We start from the raw sequence: 18,001 nt of genomic DNA on the forward strand, positions 1-18,001 counted from the left end.
CATGACCAACAAGATCAATATTGTTAAGCATTTCACGCTGCCCACGCTCAAGCTGGTTAGCGCGCTGATGTTCAGTGGCGGTCTGGCCGCCTGCGCGGTCGGGCCGGAATACCATGCGCCGGTACCCGCTGAAATTCACTTGGCCAACACCGCCACGGCGGATTTCAACACCAGCAGCATTGAACGCAACTGGTGGGCGCAACTGGATGACCCAGAACTCAACAGCCTGATCGACCAGGGCTTGAACGCCAATCACGATCTGCGCATTGCTTTGGCACGGGTAAATGCGGCGCGCGCCCAGTTTGATATCAGCGAGATCAATCGCTGGCCGGTGGTGACGGCCAATGGGCAAGTCACACGGCAAATGGCGCAGCAACCCGGTTTTACCACCAACCGGGTGCTGACCAATGACTGGCAAGTCGGCTTTGATGCGGGCTGGGAGCTTGATATCTGGGGGCGCTTGTCCAGCCTGGAAACCGCTGCGCGGTCTCGTGCCGAAGCGGCGGCTTTCGGGCTCGACCAGGTGCGTGTGAGCGTCGTGGCCGAAATCGGCCGCAACTATTACTTGATGCGCGGCGCGCAGCAGCGTTACGCAGTCGCTCAGCGCAACCTGAAAAACCTGCAATCCACGCTGGATATCACCCAGGCCCGCGTGACTAACGGCCAAGGCACGGAACTGGATGTAGCCCGCGCCCGCGCCAATCTGGCCAATGTGCAAGCCACGCTGCCGCCGCTGGAAACGGTCGTCAAACTCACGCAATACCGGCTCGCCGTGCTGGTGGGTGTCATGCCTGGTACGCTGGATGCACAATTGGCACCCGCCGTGCTGCCACCGATCTCCAAGCCATTGCCCATTGGTGATGCGGCCGAGTTAATTCGCCGTCGCCCGGATATTGCCGTGGCCGAGCGTGAACTTGCCGCGGCCAATGCCGATGTCGGTGCCGCCATGGCAGAGCGGTTTCCGCGTATCAGTCTGGGTGGGTTCCTTGGCTTTATCGCCAGCCGTGGTGGCGATCTGGGGCAGGCCAGCTCCAAAGCCTGGAGCATCACGCCGAGCATAGATTGGCCTGCATTCCGTCTCGGCGCGGTAAATGCCCAGGTCCGCAGCAACAAAGCCGTGGTCGATGCCGATGTGGCGCGATACGAGCAAACCGTGCTGCAAGCCGTGGAAGAAACTGAGGGCGCATTGCTGACCTATAACCGCACGCAACAACGCTTGTCACGGCTGGTTGAATCGGCCCAGCAAAGCAAACGCGCCGCCGATATCGCTCGCGTGCGTTACAAAGAAGGCGCAGCAGATTTTCTGACGCTACTGGACGCCGAGCGCACGCAACTCAGCGCTGAAGACGCCATGGCTCAGGCGGAATCGGACTCGTATATTGAATTGGTGGCAGTTTACAAAGCGCTTGGAGGAGGGTGGGCGCCAGTCTGATTAAAGTAGCGAATCCAGCGTGTAAATCCGTCAGCATTTGAGGTACAGCGGCCAGGTTCAATCGCAATGATTGACCTGGCCGCTGTGTTTTCTGCCACCGCGCATTCTGCTCGTCGCGAAGTGACATTCCTGTTGGCTATTGCTACCGTAATGGCTGTCTGAAACTTGCCATCAGGATTTATCGTGAAATTATTCCCCGGTTGGGTCTTGTTTGCCTTTGGCTCCGCTTTCTTTGCCGCGTTAACGGCCATTTTCGGCAAGCTGGGTGTTACTGGCGTCAATTCCAACTTCGCCACGTTTATCCGGACGATTGTGATTCTGTTTGTGACGGCGGGAATTCTATCTCTGCGGGCAGAATGGCAAAAACCCGGGACGATTTCGCCTTATAGCTGGCTGTTTCTGGTGCTGTCCGGCATTGCTACCGGATTATCCTGGCTCTGCTATTACCGCGCGCTGCAAATTGGGCCGATTACCAAAGTGGCGCCGATAGACAAATTGAGCGTGGCTTTTGCCATCATCCTTGGCGTGCTGTTTATTGGCGAAAAGCTGACCTGGCCAGTGGCGATTGGCGGATCGCTGATTGTGGCTGGCTCGATTGTGATTATTGCTTTCTAAGGCGCGCGAATCAGGCGGTTCTGGAAAGCGCCACGATTGCCGCGATTAACACCACCATCAAACAAGCTAAAAAAGCGTCCGTTTTGACAGCCCGTGCGAGCTTCGTATAACTGCGCTGTAAAACAGGTTGTGATTGCTGTTTCATGCCGCACCTGAAGATTGTTTGACCAATGTGCATGTCCCAACGCCCGATTCACTCTGTGGTCGGGCGTTGTCATGTTTGCGCAGTATGGTCCGGGCAGCTTAGGGCTGGCTTAGTGTCCGAATCGCATGTTTTCAATGCTGGGTTTTCGCGTTTGGTCATTGAAATGCCGAGCCCGTATAAATAGCCGCAAGTCCGCGTGAAGGACGCTGCGGAACTTCAACCAGCACAGTCGTAGGGGTCTTATAAGTTTGAGATAAGTGAGTCGAGATAACCTGGGAAGCAATCGGCAGCATGAATAGGACGCTATTCAGTTGCAATGCACACGGATTGCTGAGATCAGGCCGCGTTTGAGTCTGGTCCGTTCAACAGGAGAAAACGTTTTGACTACATCCCCCAACCGGCATGCCCTAACCATGCTGAACAAAGTGCCAGAAGTAACGCTCATCTTCTGGATTATCAAGATCATGTCGACCACGGTGGGTGAAACCGGGGCCGATTATCTGGCTGTTCACGTCGGGCTTGGCACGGCCACTACCGGCGGCATCATGCTGGCTTTTTTGGTGGCGGCGTTGTTTCTGCAATTGCGCGCCAGCAAATATATTCCCTGGAAATACTGGCTCACCGTGGTACTGGTCAGTGTGGTCGGAACCCAGATCACCGATGCGCTCACCGACGGCCTGGGTGTGAGTCTTTACGCCAGTACCAGCGTATTTGCCATTGCTTTGGCCGCGATATTTGCTTTCTGGTATCGCATTGAGGGCACGTTATCCATCCACACCATTGTGACCCGGCGCCGCGAACTGTTTTACTGGGCCGCCATTTTGTTCACCTTTGCGCTGGGCACCGCAGCGGGCGATCTGGCGACCGAGGCATTGGGACTGGGCTTTCGCGTTGGGGTTATTGCGTTCGGCGCGCTGATTGCCGTGATTGGCGTCGCCTGCTATCTGGGTGCCAACGCTATGCTCAGCTTCTGGCTGGCCTACATTCTGACTCGCCCGCTGGGTGCCTCGCTGGGTGACTTGCTCTCTCAAGCCAAAACCTATGGCGGCGTGGGCTTGGGCACTGTGCAGACCAGTATTGTTTTCCTGTCGGTCATTGTGGTTCTGGTTGGTCTGGTCAGCATTCAGCAATCCCGCGCCACCCGCAAGGCCATTGCAGTTAACGAGTAGCCCGTTAGCGGTCCGATTTTCTGACTTTATCCATTTAAAAAATCAACGCGTCATTGAATTAACCCACTTGCTTTGCCCGTGGCAGAGCAAATCATCTGGAGTAAAACATGCTGAAAAATAATCTTTCGAAACGTCTGCTGGCTATCTCTTTCGCGCTATTGGCTTTGGGTTTGTTCGATGTCTTTCCTGGCGTATCGATCATCTCGTCCGCCTATGCCGCTGAACCCGCCAAACTGGGCGACCTGGCATCTTTTCGCACCATTGTGGTCGATACCCTGAATCTGGTGCAAAAGGGCGATCTGGCGGGCGGAAAAACCCGTATCAAAGACCTGGAAACCTCTTGGGATGACGCCGAGCCTTCGCTAAAACCGCGTGCAGCCACCGACTGGCACGCCGTAGATAAGGCTATCGACAACGCGCTTTCTGAGCTGCGCTCGAACCATCCAGATCAGGCTAGCTGCAAGAAATCGCTGACCGATTTGCTGGCGATTATGGATAAGGTTGGCGGCAAGCACTAATGGCATATCGCGGCGGCATCCCAAGTCAGAATTAAACGGCATGTGACGCCGGCTCGCCACGGTACCAAGCCCACATTGGCGATGACCAAGCTGAAAAACCACAGACCTGTGCTACGGTTTAATCCCCAAAAAAGGAGAAAGCCATGAAGGGTTTGTTTTTTCTGCTGGTCATCGTGGGTGTCCTGCTCTACCTGGTCAAAAAGCAAGCCCGGAAAACGGCTGGCTCGACCACGACAGATGAACCATATCCGTATAAATCGCGTGGGCGTCTGTGCACTGAGGCAGAGGCGGCGTTCTTTGAAAAGCTGCGACAAGCCCTGCCGGAACACCACATCTTTGCCCAAGTGCAGATGCTGAGGATCATGGAGGTGAGGGCGGTAGAAAATGCCAAGTCATGGCAAAACAAAATCGACCGCAAGAGCCTCGATTTTGTAATCTGCGACGCCAACCATGCAATTGTGGCCGGCATTGAACTGGACGACTCAACGCATAGCCAGAAAAAACGTCAAGATCGTGACGTGTTTGTCGAGCGCGCAATGCGCGACGCAGGTATCAAGTTGGCCAGATTCCACGCACGTGAAGTCATCACAGCCGACGGTATTCGAGAACGGATACTGGGCGCTGCGCCTTCGGTTCAAGGATGATGGCGTCGGCCCAGGCGTAAAAATTTTCCGCCTGACGTTACCGGGTTGATCGTATCAATGGATAATGTTGCACAAGAAATTATCTTGCCAGTAACGCAAGAGCATCCAACATTGTCCGGAGATATAAATGACGTACTTGCAGGCTCTGGAAGCCGCCATTGCTGATGTCGAATCAGCTGATTTGCTGACGGCCAGAGACAAGGCGGTAGTAGCCCTGCGTGCCATGGTTGCGCTGGCTAGCGAACTGGTTGCAGATGCCGAAATGGCACGCTTGGCCGCCGAACACGAGCGCGAACTGCTTGTCAGACGCGTTGAAGTGCTTGAACGGCGCGCGCAAATTGAGGCCCATTCGCCAAATTGAAGAGGGCGGTTGCGAGCGGCCTGAATGATCGTATTCTGGTCGCTCGACTCTTCCGGGCTGACTCAGTCAGCGTTGTGGGTGCCAAGGATTTATATCAGCCGGATGTACTTGTCCCGGCGTGACTCACTTCTTCGGTTCAGGCTCAGGCTTCTGATCTTGGGGTTGAGAAGCGGTCATTTTCTGGCTGGCCGGTATGCTGGCTTTATGATGCTTGGTGCTGTGGGCCTTGGGCGCAGAAGCATCTGCGGCAAAACCGCTGCCGGAGAACGCGATTGCAGCGACTGCCAAAATTGCGGTTACGAGTTTCATGATCTTTTCTCCTGGTTAAGCAAGATGGATCGCCTTTCGTACAACTGGAGTGTTTATCTTCAGGCGATTGGCAATTCCCGCACACGAGCGGCGGCGCAGGATATGAGGCTATTCTGCGCGTCCGCGGCAAATCCCCCTGTCGGCGCCTTGCATTAATTGATGTAGGCAATTCGGCAAATCTTCGACAGTAAATAAGGGATTTAATAGGAGATTTAATCGGGCAATTGATTGACTACCAAACAGCTGATGGAGAAAGCATGTCGCCGGGAGGCGGGCGCCCATTGAGGGTCAAGCGTATTGCAGCGGCACTGTGGCGTAACACCATCGAGTCATTGCCCCGATACACCCATCGTTAGCCCCAATATATTGGCGCTTCTCAGTGAGGCCGAAACAAGCCAGTTCAGCGTTGGCCAGTCCCGGTTGAACGAGATGTCAGGCTCTTTGTGGTAGTTCAGCGCTGAACTTGAATACCAGATAAATCATGAGTAATGCGCTAACTAGAACGCCAACCGACGCAATGCCAAGAATTGGCCCAAGAACGGCTTCCGGAAGCACACCACCATAAAGCAGCAGAAGGCCTGTGAACATCGAAATTGCAGCAATCTGGTGCAATACAAATTGCGCCTGGGAAATACGCCGATCAGGTTGATGCAACCAAAGCTTGTGGATAATCCCATAAATAAAAGACAGAACGAAACCGACCAAAAGAATATGAGCATGGGCGACAAACTGGGAATGGTTCTGCGACGCACCCATGTAAATCCCAATGCACATGCCAAACGCTACATACGCCAACGAACAGATTAGATATTTCTTATCAAAATTCATGGTATCTCCAGCTACTTAAAGAACAAGGTCGGGTGTAATTCCGGAGTATTAACGTGGCGGTAAAGCCATCTGTAAAGCTAAGCATTTCGTCTGGGGAAAACAACTTTTCAATTCAGTGAGGGTTCAGTTTCGGACAAGTGGATGGTGACCGGGCCAGTAACGTGGTCTGCGGCGTGACAAGCCGCTAAACCGGCGAGGGCAGTAGGGCGCATGTTTGCTGCTGTTAACGGCATGCACTGGTGTTCCTGTTGCTGTGGAGCGGGTGATTAGTCCGGACAACGACTCAATGAGGCATATAGCTCATTGGTATGGAGTCGATTTCGCGTCGCATGAGGGCTATCAATAATTGCTTTGATCTGTCTTTGCGAGGGGATCGCTTCATGCTCTTTGTCGCATCTAGACACCGTGAGAATACACCCGTAGCCAAGGGGTCGGCAGCGCCTCAAGTCGGCAGCGCCAACAAGGCCGATATTCGCGCCATATTGGGCGCGTCTGGCTCGGGCAAAACCACCTACGTGATGCAGCAACTACGCCAGGACAAACCCGACCGGCTGCTGATTTGGGATACAAAAGGGGAGTTCAGTCAGGAGGGCTACGCCACGGCGGTGCGGTCGATTTCCGAACTGGTCGCCGCCGTGCGCAAATCCGAAAAGTGGAAACTGGCGCTAATCCCCTACGGCACGCCAGCGGAGCGGCGCAAGCTGTTCGACATGTTCGCCGCACTGGCGTTTGCGGCAGGGCGTTGTACGGTGGTGGCGGAAGTAATTTCAGGCGTAGCGGTGGGCGGAAAAATCAACGCCCCCGGTTGGCAGGGGGGGGCGCACGTTTGGCCTGACTGTCTACGCCTTGTCGCAACGGCCCGCACTCATGGACAAGGAAACATTGGGCAATGCGTCCGTCATCCGCTGCGGGCGGCTGGCATGGAAGGCCGATGCCAAAATCATGGCTGATTGCCTCTTTGTCGATCAAACCGCTCTATTGTTGCTTGCTGATATGGAATACCTTCAGCGCGAGCGCGGAGAAACTTCACGGGGAAAGCTACATTTCTAGTTTTATTCAGCCGGGTCAAGTGGCTGCGCAGGCTGCGGTGCTGGCTCGATTTGAGTCCCGGGGGGCAATCCGGCTAATGCCGCAATATTGACATTTAAGACAGCATTGCCTGCAAGAAGATCACGAAGCGCCTTGCGGACATTGTTGTTGTCTGCGCTTTCCTCGTCATGCGCCCTTGGGTAGTACGCTCCCTTTTTTAGTAAGGCACGGTCAAAATCGTAACCGACATCGATAGCCATTTTGTGCAGCATATTAATGAATAGCTCTCCACCTTCCGAGGTCCATGCGGTGCCAACGGCATCAGATGGATTCGGCCCAAGGTCTTTACCCAGATGCTCAAGATATTCGTGCCATGTATTTAATACATCTTGCTCAGTCTTGCTTCTGCGTAGCGAATTAAAGCGAATGGGGCCATGAAACACAATGTCGATAAGATTGAGTGCGCGTACGTGCTCGGCAGTGACACGCGCTGGAATCGGTCTGGTCGCCATTAACCGGGTAAAAAGCTCTACCTTCAAATCTCTGGCTTTGCGCAATCCTTCAACCAGCTTCTGCGCCTGAACGGCTAAAATCGGCCCGAGGCAAGTGGAAATCACCACTGCCCAATCTTTTACTTCTACCCCTAAAAATGTACCCATTGCCACCCCACCTTATTTCGGATTTGATTTTCCACGCCCAATGACGCATTCCGATGGGCGGCATGGGGCATATTAGACGGGTTAATGGTGCCCCACCAATACCTATATGACGCCCCTTTGCGGGGCGTTTTATTTTGGCCGATTCTCCGGGCTTGCAAGTTGTGTTTACACATCAACCAAGCCCCAAGGAGGGGTCAAACATGAATTCCTATCTTAAAACCGCACTGGTCGCGATTGTTGCCATTGCCGTTGTTGTCCGCGTTGAACCGCTGAAAAAGATTGTTATCGGCTCCTGAGCCGGTTTCGCCTTTTCTGCCAACAACAAAGGATAAACAACAATGGGCATGCTCAAGAAACAACTGAGCTTTATGAACGTGGCAGCAGGGGTAACGGCGACCGTTAACCTGCCACTCGGGCCGACCTACGAACGCTGGGTATTCCAGTTGGGTGGCACCACGTTTACCAAGGCGCACATGACAGACATCCGCTTGCGGGTGAATGGTCGTGTGATTCACCAGTGTTCGGCGGTTGACCTGGATGCCATGAACGCATTTACGGGCATGGTGACAGACCTGAATTTGCTGACGCTGGACCTGACCGAAATCTTTGCACGTGATGCAACCGGCCAGAAAATCGGCGCGCTTTCCACTGCTACGGGGATGTCCGCTGTCGTGCTGGAAATCGATATCGCCGGCGGTTCCATGCCGAAATGCCTCTGGATCAAGCCGGCCCACATGACGGCGCTGAAATTGAAGTTTTGTTTCATGAACAAAACCGGGGAAGAGAATACTTACCTTACAATGCGGTGGTATTTCACTTTACATAAATGTATTTATATAAAACTCGGGAAGAGATGTGCGGTTGATTGCTAAAAACCAATTCAAAAACCGGAATTGGAATTGGGGCGGTTTATGGGGGTTTACTTCACCCATGAAGTAAAGTGCGGGTGTTACTAATAACCCGCACATGAGGCCGGGGCGCATGCGCGCCACCGGCAGGGCGAAGTCAAAAACCACCCCTCCGGCGGGGGACCACAGGTCCCCCTCACTCGCTTCACTCGTCCGGATCGCCCCCTTGGGGAGGATGAAACTCTCCCCCGGCAAAGCCGGTTCCCCCTCTGTATTCGGCTTGCAGTAAAGAACCGAAGCTTTCCCCGTGTTGTAAGCGTCGCTGAAAGTTTATGCCGATATGATAGACGGCCTATTTATCGTCACAATGACGTTAATTGTTTTGTTATAATAACGTCACTGTTACGTTAATTGGTAATCGCCATGGCCAAGCAAACTGAAGACACGAAAACTCTTGAATTGATCGAGACGCCAAAACGGCGTGGTCGGCCCGTGACGGGCAAGGCCAAAAGCAGTGCAGAACGCATGCAGCTATTGAGGTACAGGCAGAAAAGAGATGGGGTAAAAACGCTGAATTTTTCAACAAGAGAATTGGCTTTAATATCTGAATCTCTACAGCACTTACATTCAGGAATTGATTGCGTGGAAAGCTGGAAACCGGAGCTGGTGGGATTAATTGAAAAGCTGAAGGCGGCGAATTAGACCTTGCCAAGGTCGGCCAATAGTGCCATGACGCTGAAAATGGATTCATAAGGGAGGCCACGACTGTAAAGAGCGTGGCCTTCTTTTTTCGCCCTGGCGACCTTGTAGCGGACGTAGAAGTTTTTCACGTAGTCAGCGCGCAGGGAAAAGCGGACGTGTGGCCCGATGTTCGCAATGATCAGGAGCCACAGATCCACTTCATCATCAGACACGGCGCACACCTCTTCCGGGGTCACGCCATGCATCCAGTCAGCAAAAGGGCGGTGCAGGTACTTCGAGACTTGCATGAACGCTACGCACACTCCAGAAGATCATGGGTGTACGTGCAATTGAACCAGTCCACGTAGGCAGAGTGCCGCGCCAGACCGTCGTAGTGCGTTGTTGTGGCGCACCCACCAAGGCAGCACAACAACGCCACAGCGGCGAAGCGGAAAAGAGTAGAGAAGCCGATCATGACTTTCATCTCACACCCCGGCCCGGTGGGGCCGGGGTGTGCTCTTCCAGTCACGACTGGCGAAGTCGTAGGAGTAACCGGATACGGCGCAGAAGGCCTTGATGTACAGCCATAGCGGAAAGCGCCACAACATCGACAGCGGCGACAGGCGCGGAGGCAGATAGCGTCCGTGGGTGTGCCAGGGCGAAAGCAGCGTATGCGCACCGTGCGGATAATCGGGGTCGAAAATCTGTTTGGTGTCGTAGGCCTTGTAGAGTGAGCCGCCAGAACAAAACCAGCGATCAACCGAGACCGGGCGTGCCGATCTGCCCATGGTCACACGTGCCGTGTGAACTTTGGGCAGAGGTAGAAAACGCTTGCCGGTGATCATGCGATACAGCGGCGAGACGAAGGGCACCGACACCTTGTCCAGGCGAAAGCATTCGGCGTGGAACTCGCAGAGCGCTTCGCGAATCTGGTTATCCAGCATGCCGACGTGTTGCACGAGGAAAAATACGTCCCAGCCCTTTTTACGGGCATGCACGAACCAGCGGATCAATTCCTTGCGACCGGGATCATTGAAGCTGCGGGCGTTCATCCAGACGGCCAGCTCGTCGAGAATGAGCGCGCCGTTCTTGCTCTCGTCATAGCTGGTGTTGCCGTTGCCGATCACATCGAGATCAGCGGCCGTTGGCAGGTCAGGAACACGGCTGTAAGTGGCCTTGCTGCGTTTGTTGCCGGTCAGATGGCACAGGTCGATATCGAAGTTGCCAGCGATACGGCGGCCCTCTCTGGCGTACTCAGCGAGCTGCTTGACGGTCATGAGTGACTTGCCGGAGCCCAGCGTGCCTGTGACGACATAAATGCTCATGTGATGTTCTCCCAAGTGAAGCGGGCCCACTGGATGACCTTGAGGCCAGCCCAGACAGAGGCATAAGCGGTAAGGCAGGCGGGCAGGTTGTCGGTAAAAATCATGTACGCGAAGCCTTGCCACATGACGCCCGGCCAAGCCATGGACAGGCCATTGAGGGCGGCAGTGCACACAGCGTAAAACGTGCCCATAGCAGCAACGGCCAGAGAGATCACCAGTGCGGCACGGGCAAGCTTGTGAGTGAAGAAGGTGAACAGCCAGGCTACGAAACCACTGAAAAACGTGCCCAGAAAGCCCATCACCACCGTCATGATTGCGCCCATGGCTTACTCCTCAGTCTTGGCCGAAGCCGTGTTGATGTTGAAGCCCCGGCCAAGCAGATAAATCCCAATTGCCGTAGCCACGTTCCAGAACCAGAAGAAAAACACGCGAATTTTGTCGATCCACTGGCAAAGCGGAATTGATACGTTTTTATCAAGAATTGGCACCGTCGGATCGGTGCAAACAAAGGAAAACGACGTAAACGGGCTCCAGGACAGAAAGGATGTCTGCGCAGCAGGTGTGCCGTCCGGGACAGGTGTTGGCGACGGCACTGGTGGAAACTGTGTAGCTGCAGGAAGCGTGACCGGATCAGGTGTCGAGGTAGGGGTTGGGTCAGGGGCCGGTTTTGCATCAGCCGTGGTAGTCGAGCTGGTGGTCGTGCCAGTAACCGAATTGTTGGTATTGGTAATGTTGGTGGTGGTCGAATTAACATTGGTCGACGTGTTATTAACCGTTGACCCGGATGGGCTAGCAGTGGTTGTCGTTGAGCTAGTCGTGGTGCTGGTTGTCGTACTGCCGTCAGGGTTGGACGTCGTGGTAGAGGATGTCTGCTGAGGTGTACTGGTTTGAGTTGGTGTATTTACCGTAACGACCTGAGGTCGACTTGATTGAGCAACATTCGTATCGGGCGAGGCGGCGGACGCATCATTGAACGCCTTGCTCCAAGTGGGGACCGTTTGATCAGCATTCAAAGACTGATTTAGTGCATTCTGAAAATCGGATGTTTGTGCGGGTGCATATCCCGGATTGACCACGGTACACATTGGCCATCCACCAGTAAGACCATTCGGGGTTGAGCCTGCAGGGCAAACCGTTTTAGATGATGAGCCCTGCCTATTGCCTGTGCCACCCTGGCCACTGGCATCACGATAAGAAACGAAAATGGCAACGGCCTGATATGAATATGTGCAATTACCAGGCGTGTAAACATAGCCATCGTTTGCACTATTAAGCACCGCAGCAACAGCGCCTGCAGCACTAGCACAGTCAGTGTAAGAACTACCTTGCGTGACCGAATAAGAAGCTGGAACCAAAGATGAGCCCTGCATCTCCCATGCTTGTGCATCGGCCATCCATTTCATGCCCTGATTGATCAACGCTTGCGTAACAAATTGCGAAACAATGCCACCAACAATGCCGGCCGGAGTAATGCGACCACTTTTTGCAGCACTGGCAAGTGAGGCGGCAATTTCAGCGCCCGTGATACCTGTCTCAAGTGTCGCGTCAATAACAGCACCATTTGGCCAAGTTGCTGCTTGCTCTTCCGCCATCATCAGCGACGTACCAGCCGATGTAGGTGCAACACGCGACGGCGTTGTTTCGCTGCCCAGCACCTTATAGGTGGTGGACGGATTCATGCTGTAGTTGTATCCGCCAGTGGTACGTGTGACGTTTGTATGTGGCGGGTTTTTGATCAGCGAACCGGCAAACGAAAACGAGCAAGCAAACACCACGAAACAAGCAAATAAAGCGGGCGCAATCCTACACATTATCTTTTTCCGTCACTGTCACGATAAATGAAAAGGGGGCCGAGGCCCCCACAGCGCAACCGGCGTGGGGCCGGTCTTAGATGCTGCCGATCAGCTTCTTGCCCCACTTCCAGATCGCCATGGCACCGAGCGCCCCAATTGCGACCGGAACGACGGCGGATAGCATGGCAATGGCACCAGTGGCCACGTTGGTCATGCCGGTGGTAACGGCAGCAGTGATTGCCGTGTAATCGGTACCATCAGCGAATGCAGCCGGAGCGATAGCGCCAGCAGCAACAGCACCGAGGGCCAGAACGTAGGAAAGGTTTTTCTTGGTCAACATGCTCAAATCTCCTAAAGAATAAAAAACAGACGACGAACGTACTGCGCGAAAAAGCCCAGGGTGAAACCAGTGGCCCAAACCCCAAGCAACCAACCGACCAACATTGCCGAACTCATGTCAGGCATAACGTTGGCCCGATACAAAACCGATGGCGAAAAGCAGAACCATGACGGCGTAAAACGTGCCCATCTGCCAGCTATCACCACTAGCAGGGGCCGAGGCGACGGCGGAGGCGACGGTAGAGGCGTCCATCACTCAGCCCTTGCGGGACTTGTTCCAAAGGAAGGCGAGGACTGCAACGAGTCCAACAACGAAATAGCCGATGCTGTGAGCGGTAAACATTTCTGGTTTCCTTGCAAGAAAAAGAGAACAAACAGTGAAGGCAGGGCGCAAAGCACACCAAAGCCCAGCGCAAAACAAACCACGAAAAGCCAGTCGTTCATGCTGCTCTCCGGATGTCTTCCCAGCCGTAAACAGGTGCGCCCAGCTCAATGGTGCGGCGGCGAAACGGCACGATGTTCTGCTCGTTAAAGTCGGCGTAGGTCATGCCTGCCTCAAACATGACCTTGCGATGGCGTGACCATGTCGGGCTGCTCATGGTGTCCTCGACCTCACGCAGGCCCATGGCCTTGATCTGGCACCACGTCCGGTATGCGGCCATGCCGACGCCTTCGGTGTAGCCAACGCGCTTGGCGGCTTCGATAAAATTCGTGCGCAAATCATCCATTTCAGTGATCTCCACCTTGCCGACGAAATGCGCGAAGTAGTCCTGGTGCATTTTCTGAAAGTCGTCAGCGGTCATTTCGTACCAGGCTTTCGGTGAGCGTTCTCGCCACCATTGGTGCCCGATTTTCAGTTCCAGACGCAAAATGCGGTTGGCCAGCTCCATTTGTTCCGGGGTGGCTTCTGCTTGAAATTTCTTTACCTGATAGGCCAGATGCGGGCCTTTGGCGTAGGCCTTGCCGGAGAGCAGGGCGGAGCCGTGGTTGAAGTACTGCGTTTCTGCCGTGTTGCGGACCTTGTAGCGGCCACCTTCGGCTTTACCGAGGTACAGCAACGCCTGTTTCACTTCGGGCAGGCTGTCGAGGTCGTAATTGGCCGTGATGTCTGCGCGGGTACAGTTCCAAAGCTCAATGCCGGGCCGGAAAAGGTACGAGCCATCCAGCGGGAGAATGCATTCGAGATGTTTCGACGCGAAGCGGATCATGTCGGCTGCACACTCACGGATATCGAACTTGCCGAAGACGTTATTGCCGTTCACGACGCGAGCCGGAGAGCCGGACAGCGTGAGAAAATGCGGTGTGGGGTCTACAACGAGTTGATGCGAGTCCGAACGGATTGATTCGCGGCCAACCTTTTGCCAGCGAAGCTCACCATCCGGACTGATGCAAATAACGCGATCATTCAGATTGGCGGCGCGGTCATAAACGGCTTGCGGGACGTGTTCCCGGGGCAGCTTGAGCGTGAGCCAGTCAATCAGCATGATCAGGCGACTTTTTTCAGTTCGCCGGTGTTAACGTCCAGCGCTGTTGCGCGTTGGACGGGTGTAAAGCCCTGAATGACGGTTTTCATTTTCCCGAACTCGATAATCTGCGTAACCTGCAAATCAACGTGAATCGGACCGCGTGAGAAGTCGAGGTTGTAGGACTTGGCCAGGGCAACAAGGCCCTGAACTCCGTCCAGCTCGTTGCACTCAAAGCCAACACCGGAGATGTCCATGGTCTGGCTGGATTTTTCGACAACAGGGGTGAGGGCAAGGACTTGGGTCATGTCGTAGGCTTTGCCGGACGCTTTGGCTACGCCTTTGCGATTGACGACGCCACAAAGTAGGACTCGCATGGTTTGCTCGCTGTGTGAATAAGTCCAAATTTAGACTTGGTGCGATGGTAGGTTCAATTTTGGACCTACGTCAATAACCAGAAAGCAAAAACAACACGTGGAGTTTGTTGAAGATGAACGAACCAATGAACACGGTGTTTGTGCCGGTGGGAATGATCATGGTTGCTGCAAAGCTGGCATGGGACTGGTACAAGCGAAAACGAACCCAACGCGAATACAGCGAGTTCACAGCAAAACGCCCGACGGGAAGGCAATCAGCAAAGCAAATGGGCGGGGATCAATTTGGCCGTTTGGTCACCAGTTGCTTTGGCGACAAGGGAAAGGCCGAAAGACTGATTGCATATGAGATGAACAAGGGCGCAAAGAATCGTGATGCAGCCATAGCGGCGGCAATGGACCGATTGAGTCGAGATCGAGCGCGGTAACCGGCAAGCAAAGGAGAAAACAATGAAGACGATCAACGAAGTCCTTGATGAGGCCAAAAAGGCACGCGGACTCGATACCGACTACAAACTGGCAAAGACACTCTCCGTAACGCCAAACTATGTGGTTGGGTTCCGGGACAAGACACGGGCCATCGATAACCTGACTGCATGCAGGCTGGCCGACATCATCGGGTGTGATCCGATGCAGGTAATCGCCATTGTGGAGCTGGACCGGGCCAAGAACGACGAGAAGGCAGGCTTCTGGCGAAATTTCTTGAACCAGCGTTTTGGGAAGTCCGCCGCGTCCGTGGCGCTGGTGCTGTGCCTGACAATGACGGCGGCACTGTCAGGCTTCGGAGAAGGTAGCGGGTCGAACCTTACGGCCAAGGTAGCCAGTGCGGCGGAGGTCGTTCTAGCACTTCTGGTTCTAACGTATCTTACTTTACATAATATACAGATGTGCTGTCAGATCGTCTGACAGGGCATGCCGTAATACCTCCCCTGCATAAGCTTTTTGAACCCCTCCCGGCAGGGCTATCGTCGCCGCCGCAACCACGGCAATCGAAAGGGCGCTCTTAGAGAAAGCGCGTTTCACATCTTCCCAATACCCGCGTCGTTCCTCGGTCTTGGCCCGTTCTGCCTCAATAATTGCCGACAGTTCTCGGGCGTCTCTTTGCAATATTTTCTGTAATTCCATTAGGGCGTACATGTCTGGCGTGCTTTTCCCGTGCCTCCAGAGACTGACCGCGGAAGCGGTTACGCCCATGTGAATTGCTAGCTGGCGGTCGCTGTCTTTGCTGATCGCTTTTAGCGCCTCGTTCAGAATTTCATTAAGCGAATTCATTGTTTTCTCCTTGTATTGAGGATGCTTGACATCAAGCATGCTCAACATTACCGTATTAAGCATCCTTGATAACGGTAGCACGCCAAACCATGACCAGCAAACGCACAGAAACGACCGCTACGCTTTCTGCACATATTGGAGAAGGTGAACCGTGCGACCGGGATACGAACATGGTTAATCTGAGCATTAGCCGAGATGACATTGGTGTGATCGTCTGGTCTCTGCATTCGCTGTGTTACGACAAGCATATTGAGGCCTGCAAGGCTGCTGAATATGGTGATCTTGCGCGTGCTGCCAAGTTGCGCGGTGACGTGGTTGAGTTGGAAGCCTTGGTCGGTCGTCTTTTTCGCAGTAGTTGGGACGCTTTTTAATGGCCCGCAAACGCCTTAAATCGCCCGGCCTGACGCCCGCTGAGAAAATTGACCTCGGACGGCTCACGGCTGACCAGATCGCCAAAATCGAAGGGCAGGTTACGTTTGCGCTAGGCGAGGAAAACATGACGCGCGTCGCGCTCATGGATGCTTTGCCAGTCGACACCCGGCCTCACGTCGATTCTTGGCTGTTGGGCCTGACCGGCGAAGCAAAAGCCGCCCGCATGTCCGACTTTATGCAAGCTGCGCACCGGGCTGCGGCCTTGGTGGGGCGCGAAGCGCCGCACAAGGATGCGGGCCGGTCGCATGAGACCCCCACTAGTAACACGGGGAGAACTCAAAATTCACCCGATGCCCCCACTATCAAACTCGTTGTGGGTACGGATGGCGAGATCAAGGAATATCCGGTGCGGCGAGGGTGGGGCGGTGATGCCTCATTTATCGATTGGGTATCGTTCACGGTCCATCGCGACACATTCAAATCCTTCGCATCGTTTCTCGAAACCGATGATGACTATGTGCTGGCCTATAGCCCGGTGCTTGAGCATATTTTCGGGTTCGGCGTAACCGCCAAACGTACCAACGGCGCGCAATTCTTCAAGGCCTCGTTTGACCTTGGCGATATGTACGGCCTCGTCTGCATTGGCGGTGCCAAGCAACACGGCAAAATCCTTGTTTCCCTGAGCGGGAAGGGCTGTGCTGCGGCCAAAGAGGGTTGGGAACAACGCCTGGTCGATTTTCTGGAAGACCAAGCGGATCAACCCAAAATCACCCGTATCGATCTGGCTTATGACGACTACATGGGTGAGTTGTACTCGGTCGATAAAGCGTTTGATGACTTCAAAACGGGCTTGTATCAGACCTATCGCGGCAACGGCCCTCAGTGTGAACACTTGGGTAACTGGTACCGCCCAAATGGCAAGGGTCGCACCTTCTGCGTTGGCCTGCGTCGATCCGGCAAATATGGCCGTATCTATGAGCGGGGCAAGAAAGAGGGCTGCAAAGCATCGGAATGGGTGCGCGTCGAAATCGAACACAAAGCGATTGATCGCATTCTGCCGTTCGACATGCTTTTGCAGCCGGGTGCATATCTTGCGGGCAGCTATCCGGCGCTCCAGTGGATCAGCGAAGCGCAATCACGCATTGCCACAACCAAGCTTGAGCTTGAGATCAATGTCGAAAAGGCTATGGAGTGCATCAAGCACCAATACGGCAAATACATTGGCACCTTTGTTCACCTGCTCGGCGCTGAGAAATTCATTCAGCTCGCATCTAAAGAAGGCGTACCTCAACGCCTGAAAGTACCGACTCACACCCTGAGTCCGGCCCCGCTCACGCTGGCCGACCGGCACTCTCTCCCGAATTGCGATCTCAAAACCGGCGAACCACGCTGGAACGAAAACATTCCATTTTCAGCCACCACTACTACGCAAGCGCCTTGGTGGGTTACGGCTTCAGACGGCGCTCATTGAATAAGTGACTAGTCACTAAAGGAAAAGCCATGCGTTTCAAAACCAATGCAACCGTTGTCGGTATCAAGATGTTCAAGGGTGATGTTGAAGGTCAGGCATACGACAACACCACGGTATTTGCGCTGATGGAACAGGATGAAACCAAGGGTACGGCTAAGGGCTTTGCCGTGTCGGATTTCAAATACCCATCGTCCGAACTGTTCCAGCAATACAAGGGCGTGAAGTTCCCGGCTCAAGCCGAACTGGAACTGGAACTGGTCAGTAACGGCAAGGTGCAAAAAACGGTTTTGGTGGGCGTGCGGTTTGCCGGTGCTGTGAACGTCAATGACGGCACGGTTTCCAAGGCGGCCTGAT

At 54.3% G+C, this 18,001-nt stretch carries 26 protein-coding genes; 14 read left to right on the plus strand and 12 right to left on the minus strand.

What is annotated here, in order from left to right:
* The first annotated feature begins 1 nt into the window (after position 1).
* From N7220_RS20495 to N7220_RS20520, 6 genes are all read left to right on the plus strand, one after another.
* Positions 2-1,432: an efflux transporter outer membrane subunit gene (locus N7220_RS20495; protein ID WP_283149392.1), complete on the plus strand. Its 1,431-nt coding sequence runs from the start codon at positions 2-4 to the stop codon at positions 1,430-1,432.
* Positions 1,433-1,615: 183 nt separating this feature from the next.
* Positions 1,616-2,047 (plus strand): EamA family transporter, encoded by a 432-nt coding sequence (locus tag N7220_RS20500; protein WP_283149393.1) that lies wholly within the window; start codon positions 1,616-1,618, stop codon positions 2,045-2,047.
* Between the two features lie 525 nt (positions 2,048-2,572).
* A complete protein-coding gene (locus N7220_RS20505) occupies positions 2,573-3,361 on the plus strand; it encodes a COG4705 family protein (protein WP_283149394.1) in 789 nt (262 codons plus the stop codon).
* Positions 3,362-3,468: 107 nt separating this feature from the next.
* Positions 3,469-3,879 carry a hypothetical protein gene (locus tag N7220_RS20510; protein ID WP_283149395.1) on the plus strand — a complete coding sequence of 137 codons (411 nt, stop codon included), beginning with the start codon at positions 3,469-3,471 and terminating at the stop codon, positions 3,877-3,879.
* A 143-nt stretch (positions 3,880-4,022) separates the two neighbouring features.
* Entirely contained in the window at positions 4,023-4,523 is a 501-nt protein-coding gene (locus N7220_RS20515; protein ID WP_283149396.1) for a DUF2726 domain-containing protein, read from the plus strand.
* A gap of 127 nt (positions 4,524-4,650) precedes the next feature.
* The gene (locus N7220_RS20520) at positions 4,651-4,884 is read left to right on the plus strand and encodes a hypothetical protein (protein ID WP_283149397.1); all 234 of its coding nucleotides are present in this window, start codon (positions 4,651-4,653) and stop codon (positions 4,882-4,884) included.
* Between the two features lie 123 nt (positions 4,885-5,007).
* On the opposite strand, the gene N7220_RS20525 is transcribed toward N7220_RS20520, so the two are convergent.
* Entirely contained in the window at positions 5,008-5,193 is a 186-nt protein-coding gene (locus N7220_RS20525; RefSeq protein ID WP_283149398.1) for a hypothetical protein, read from the minus strand.
* 432 nt (positions 5,194-5,625) lie between these two features.
* Positions 5,626-6,021, minus strand: a complete 396-nt coding sequence (locus N7220_RS20530; RefSeq protein WP_283149399.1) for a hypothetical protein — start codon at positions 6,019-6,021, stop codon at positions 5,626-5,628.
* A gap of 380 nt (positions 6,022-6,401) precedes the next feature.
* On the opposite strand from N7220_RS20530, the gene N7220_RS20535 reads away from it, so the two are divergent.
* Positions 6,402-6,971, plus strand: coding sequence for a P-loop NTPase family protein (locus N7220_RS20535; protein ID WP_283149400.1), 570 nt, complete (start codon positions 6,402-6,404; stop codon positions 6,969-6,971).
* A 102-nt stretch (positions 6,972-7,073) separates the two neighbouring features.
* On the opposite strand, the gene N7220_RS20540 is transcribed toward N7220_RS20535, so the two are convergent.
* On the minus strand, positions 7,074-7,709 hold the full coding sequence (locus tag N7220_RS20540; RefSeq protein ID WP_283149401.1) for a DUF6680 family protein: 636 nt from the start codon (positions 7,707-7,709) through the stop codon (positions 7,074-7,076).
* 338 nt (positions 7,710-8,047) lie between these two features.
* Here N7220_RS20540 and N7220_RS20545 point away from each other — a divergent pair, with 338 nt between their 5' ends.
* On the plus strand, positions 8,048-8,581 hold the full coding sequence (locus N7220_RS20545; RefSeq protein ID WP_283149402.1) for a major capsid protein P2: 534 nt from the start codon (positions 8,048-8,050) through the stop codon (positions 8,579-8,581).
* A gap of 399 nt (positions 8,582-8,980) precedes the next feature.
* A complete protein-coding gene (locus tag N7220_RS20550) occupies positions 8,981-9,259 on the plus strand; it encodes a hypothetical protein (protein ID WP_283149403.1) in 279 nt (92 codons plus the stop codon).
* Here N7220_RS20550 and N7220_RS20555 read toward each other — a convergent pair.
* The 8 genes from N7220_RS20555 to N7220_RS20590 all read right to left on the minus strand — a co-directional run bounded on the left by N7220_RS20555 (position 9,256) and on the right by N7220_RS20590 (position 14,535).
* Complete coding sequence (locus N7220_RS20555; RefSeq protein ID WP_283149404.1) at positions 9,256-9,546, minus strand: hypothetical protein; 291 nt, start codon at positions 9,544-9,546, stop codon at positions 9,256-9,258. The two genes, N7220_RS20550 and N7220_RS20555, sit on opposite strands and share 4 nt — an antisense overlap.
* A gap of 177 nt (positions 9,547-9,723) precedes the next feature.
* Positions 9,724-10,563 carry a zonular occludens toxin domain-containing protein gene (locus tag N7220_RS20560; protein ID WP_283149405.1) on the minus strand — a complete coding sequence of 280 codons (840 nt, stop codon included), beginning with the start codon at positions 10,561-10,563 and terminating at the stop codon, positions 9,724-9,726.
* Entirely contained in the window at positions 10,560-10,886 is a 327-nt protein-coding gene (locus N7220_RS20565; protein WP_283149406.1) for a DUF5455 family protein, read from the minus strand. The genes N7220_RS20560 and N7220_RS20565 overlap by 4 nt, the downstream gene beginning before the upstream one ends.
* A gap of 3 nt (positions 10,887-10,889) precedes the next feature.
* On the minus strand, positions 10,890-12,242 hold the full coding sequence (locus tag N7220_RS20570) for a hypothetical protein (RefSeq protein ID WP_283149407.1): 1,353 nt from the start codon (positions 12,240-12,242) through the stop codon (positions 10,890-10,892).
* A gap of 208 nt (positions 12,243-12,450) precedes the next feature.
* On the minus strand, positions 12,451-12,696 hold the full coding sequence (locus N7220_RS20575) for a hypothetical protein (protein WP_283149408.1): 246 nt from the start codon (positions 12,694-12,696) through the stop codon (positions 12,451-12,453).
* 251 nt (positions 12,697-12,947) lie between these two features.
* Positions 12,948-13,139 (minus strand): hypothetical protein, encoded by a 192-nt coding sequence (locus N7220_RS20580; RefSeq protein WP_283149409.1) that lies wholly within the window; start codon positions 13,137-13,139, stop codon positions 12,948-12,950.
* The gene (locus N7220_RS20585; RefSeq protein ID WP_283149410.1) at positions 13,136-14,179 is read right to left on the minus strand and encodes a phage/plasmid replication protein, II/X family; all 1,044 of its coding nucleotides are present in this window, start codon (positions 14,177-14,179) and stop codon (positions 13,136-13,138) included. Before N7220_RS20585 ends, N7220_RS20580 begins: the two co-directional genes overlap by 4 nt.
* A 2-nt stretch (positions 14,180-14,181) precedes the next feature.
* Positions 14,182-14,535 (minus strand): hypothetical protein, encoded by a 354-nt coding sequence (locus N7220_RS20590; protein ID WP_283149411.1) that lies wholly within the window; start codon positions 14,533-14,535, stop codon positions 14,182-14,184.
* 113 nt (positions 14,536-14,648) lie between these two features.
* On the opposite strand from N7220_RS20590, the gene N7220_RS20595 reads away from it, so the two are divergent.
* Entirely contained in the window at positions 14,649-14,960 is a 312-nt protein-coding gene (locus N7220_RS20595; RefSeq protein ID WP_283149412.1) for a hypothetical protein, read from the plus strand.
* A gap of 22 nt (positions 14,961-14,982) precedes the next feature.
* On the plus strand, positions 14,983-15,438 hold the full coding sequence (locus tag N7220_RS20600) for a hypothetical protein (RefSeq protein WP_283149413.1): 456 nt from the start codon (positions 14,983-14,985) through the stop codon (positions 15,436-15,438).
* Here N7220_RS20600 and N7220_RS20605 read toward each other — a convergent pair.
* Positions 15,403-15,804 (minus strand): hypothetical protein, encoded by a 402-nt coding sequence (locus N7220_RS20605; RefSeq protein WP_283149414.1) that lies wholly within the window; start codon positions 15,802-15,804, stop codon positions 15,403-15,405. The two genes, N7220_RS20600 and N7220_RS20605, sit on opposite strands and share 36 nt — an antisense overlap.
* A 170-nt stretch (positions 15,805-15,974) precedes the next feature.
* On the opposite strand from N7220_RS20605, the gene N7220_RS20610 reads away from it, so the two are divergent.
* The 3 genes from N7220_RS20610 to N7220_RS20620 are packed head-to-tail and all read left to right on the plus strand — an operon-like array spanning position 15,975 to position 18,000.
* Positions 15,975-16,175: a hypothetical protein gene (locus N7220_RS20610; RefSeq protein ID WP_283149415.1), complete on the plus strand. Its 201-nt coding sequence runs from the start codon at positions 15,975-15,977 to the stop codon at positions 16,173-16,175.
* Positions 16,175-17,647: a replication initiation factor domain-containing protein gene (locus tag N7220_RS20615; protein ID WP_283149416.1), complete on the plus strand. Its 1,473-nt coding sequence runs from the start codon at positions 16,175-16,177 to the stop codon at positions 17,645-17,647. Before N7220_RS20610 ends, N7220_RS20615 begins: the two co-directional genes overlap by 1 nt.
* Before the next feature lie 29 nt (positions 17,648-17,676).
* Positions 17,677-18,000 (plus strand): hypothetical protein, encoded by a 324-nt coding sequence (locus N7220_RS20620; protein ID WP_283149417.1) that lies wholly within the window; start codon positions 17,677-17,679, stop codon positions 17,998-18,000.
* The last annotated feature ends 1 nt before the right edge of the window (position 18,001 follow it).

This window comes from Silvimonas soli (genome assembly GCF_030035605.1).
GTDB classification, from domain to species: Bacteria; Pseudomonadota; Gammaproteobacteria; order Burkholderiales; family Chitinibacteraceae; genus Silvimonas; species Silvimonas soli.

What these genes read in the sequence shown, in the direction of transcription:
- N7220_RS20495 (WP_283149392.1), top strand. Translation starts at nt 2, where the DNA reads ATGACCAACAAGATCAATATTGTTAAGCATTTCACGCTGCCCACGCTC.
- N7220_RS20510 (WP_283149395.1), top strand. Translation starts at nt 3,469, where the DNA reads ATGCTGAAAAATAATCTTTCGAAACGTCTGCTGGCTATCTCTTTCGCG.
- N7220_RS20515 (WP_283149396.1), top strand. Translation starts at nt 4,023, where the DNA reads ATGAAGGGTTTGTTTTTTCTGCTGGTCATCGTGGGTGTCCTGCTCTAC.
- N7220_RS20520 (WP_283149397.1), top strand. Translation starts at nt 4,651, where the DNA reads ATGACGTACTTGCAGGCTCTGGAAGCCGCCATTGCTGATGTCGAATCA.
- N7220_RS20525 (WP_283149398.1), bottom strand. Translation starts at nt 5,193, where the DNA reads ATGAAACTCGTAACCGCAATTTTGGCAGTCGCTGCAATCGCGTTCTCC.
- N7220_RS20530 (WP_283149399.1), bottom strand. Translation starts at nt 6,021, where the DNA reads ATGAATTTTGATAAGAAATATCTAATCTGTTCGTTGGCGTATGTAGCG.
- N7220_RS20535 (WP_283149400.1), top strand. Translation starts at nt 6,402, where the DNA reads ATGCTCTTTGTCGCATCTAGACACCGTGAGAATACACCCGTAGCCAAG.
- N7220_RS20540 (WP_283149401.1), bottom strand. Translation starts at nt 7,709, where the DNA reads ATGGGTACATTTTTAGGGGTAGAAGTAAAAGATTGGGCAGTGGTGATT.
- N7220_RS20545 (WP_283149402.1), top strand. Translation starts at nt 8,048, where the DNA reads ATGGGCATGCTCAAGAAACAACTGAGCTTTATGAACGTGGCAGCAGGG.
- N7220_RS20550 (WP_283149403.1), top strand. Translation starts at nt 8,981, where the DNA reads ATGGCCAAGCAAACTGAAGACACGAAAACTCTTGAATTGATCGAGACG.
- N7220_RS20555 (WP_283149404.1), bottom strand. Translation starts at nt 9,546, where the DNA reads ATGCAAGTCTCGAAGTACCTGCACCGCCCTTTTGCTGACTGGATGCAT.
- N7220_RS20560 (WP_283149405.1), bottom strand. Translation starts at nt 10,563, where the DNA reads ATGAGCATTTATGTCGTCACAGGCACGCTGGGCTCCGGCAAGTCACTC.
- N7220_RS20565 (WP_283149406.1), bottom strand. Translation starts at nt 10,886, where the DNA reads ATGGGCGCAATCATGACGGTGGTGATGGGCTTTCTGGGCACGTTTTTC.
- N7220_RS20570 (WP_283149407.1), bottom strand. Translation starts at nt 12,242, where the DNA reads ATGAATCCGTCCACCACCTATAAGGTGCTGGGCAGCGAAACAACGCCG.
- N7220_RS20575 (WP_283149408.1), bottom strand. Translation starts at nt 12,696, where the DNA reads ATGTTGACCAAGAAAAACCTTTCCTACGTTCTGGCCCTCGGTGCTGTT.
- N7220_RS20580 (WP_283149409.1), bottom strand. Translation starts at nt 13,139, where the DNA reads ATGAACGACTGGCTTTTCGTGGTTTGTTTTGCGCTGGGCTTTGGTGTG.
- N7220_RS20585 (WP_283149410.1), bottom strand. Translation starts at nt 14,179, where the DNA reads ATGCTGATTGACTGGCTCACGCTCAAGCTGCCCCGGGAACACGTCCCG.
- N7220_RS20590 (WP_283149411.1), bottom strand. Translation starts at nt 14,535, where the DNA reads ATGCGAGTCCTACTTTGTGGCGTCGTCAATCGCAAAGGCGTAGCCAAA.
- N7220_RS20595 (WP_283149412.1), top strand. Translation starts at nt 14,649, where the DNA reads ATGAACGAACCAATGAACACGGTGTTTGTGCCGGTGGGAATGATCATG.
- N7220_RS20600 (WP_283149413.1), top strand. Translation starts at nt 14,983, where the DNA reads ATGAAGACGATCAACGAAGTCCTTGATGAGGCCAAAAAGGCACGCGGA.
- N7220_RS20605 (WP_283149414.1), bottom strand. Translation starts at nt 15,804, where the DNA reads ATGAATTCGCTTAATGAAATTCTGAACGAGGCGCTAAAAGCGATCAGC.
- N7220_RS20610 (WP_283149415.1), top strand. Translation starts at nt 15,975, where the DNA reads ATGGTTAATCTGAGCATTAGCCGAGATGACATTGGTGTGATCGTCTGG.
- N7220_RS20615 (WP_283149416.1), top strand. Translation starts at nt 16,175, where the DNA reads ATGGCCCGCAAACGCCTTAAATCGCCCGGCCTGACGCCCGCTGAGAAA.
- N7220_RS20620 (WP_283149417.1), top strand. Translation starts at nt 17,677, where the DNA reads ATGCGTTTCAAAACCAATGCAACCGTTGTCGGTATCAAGATGTTCAAG.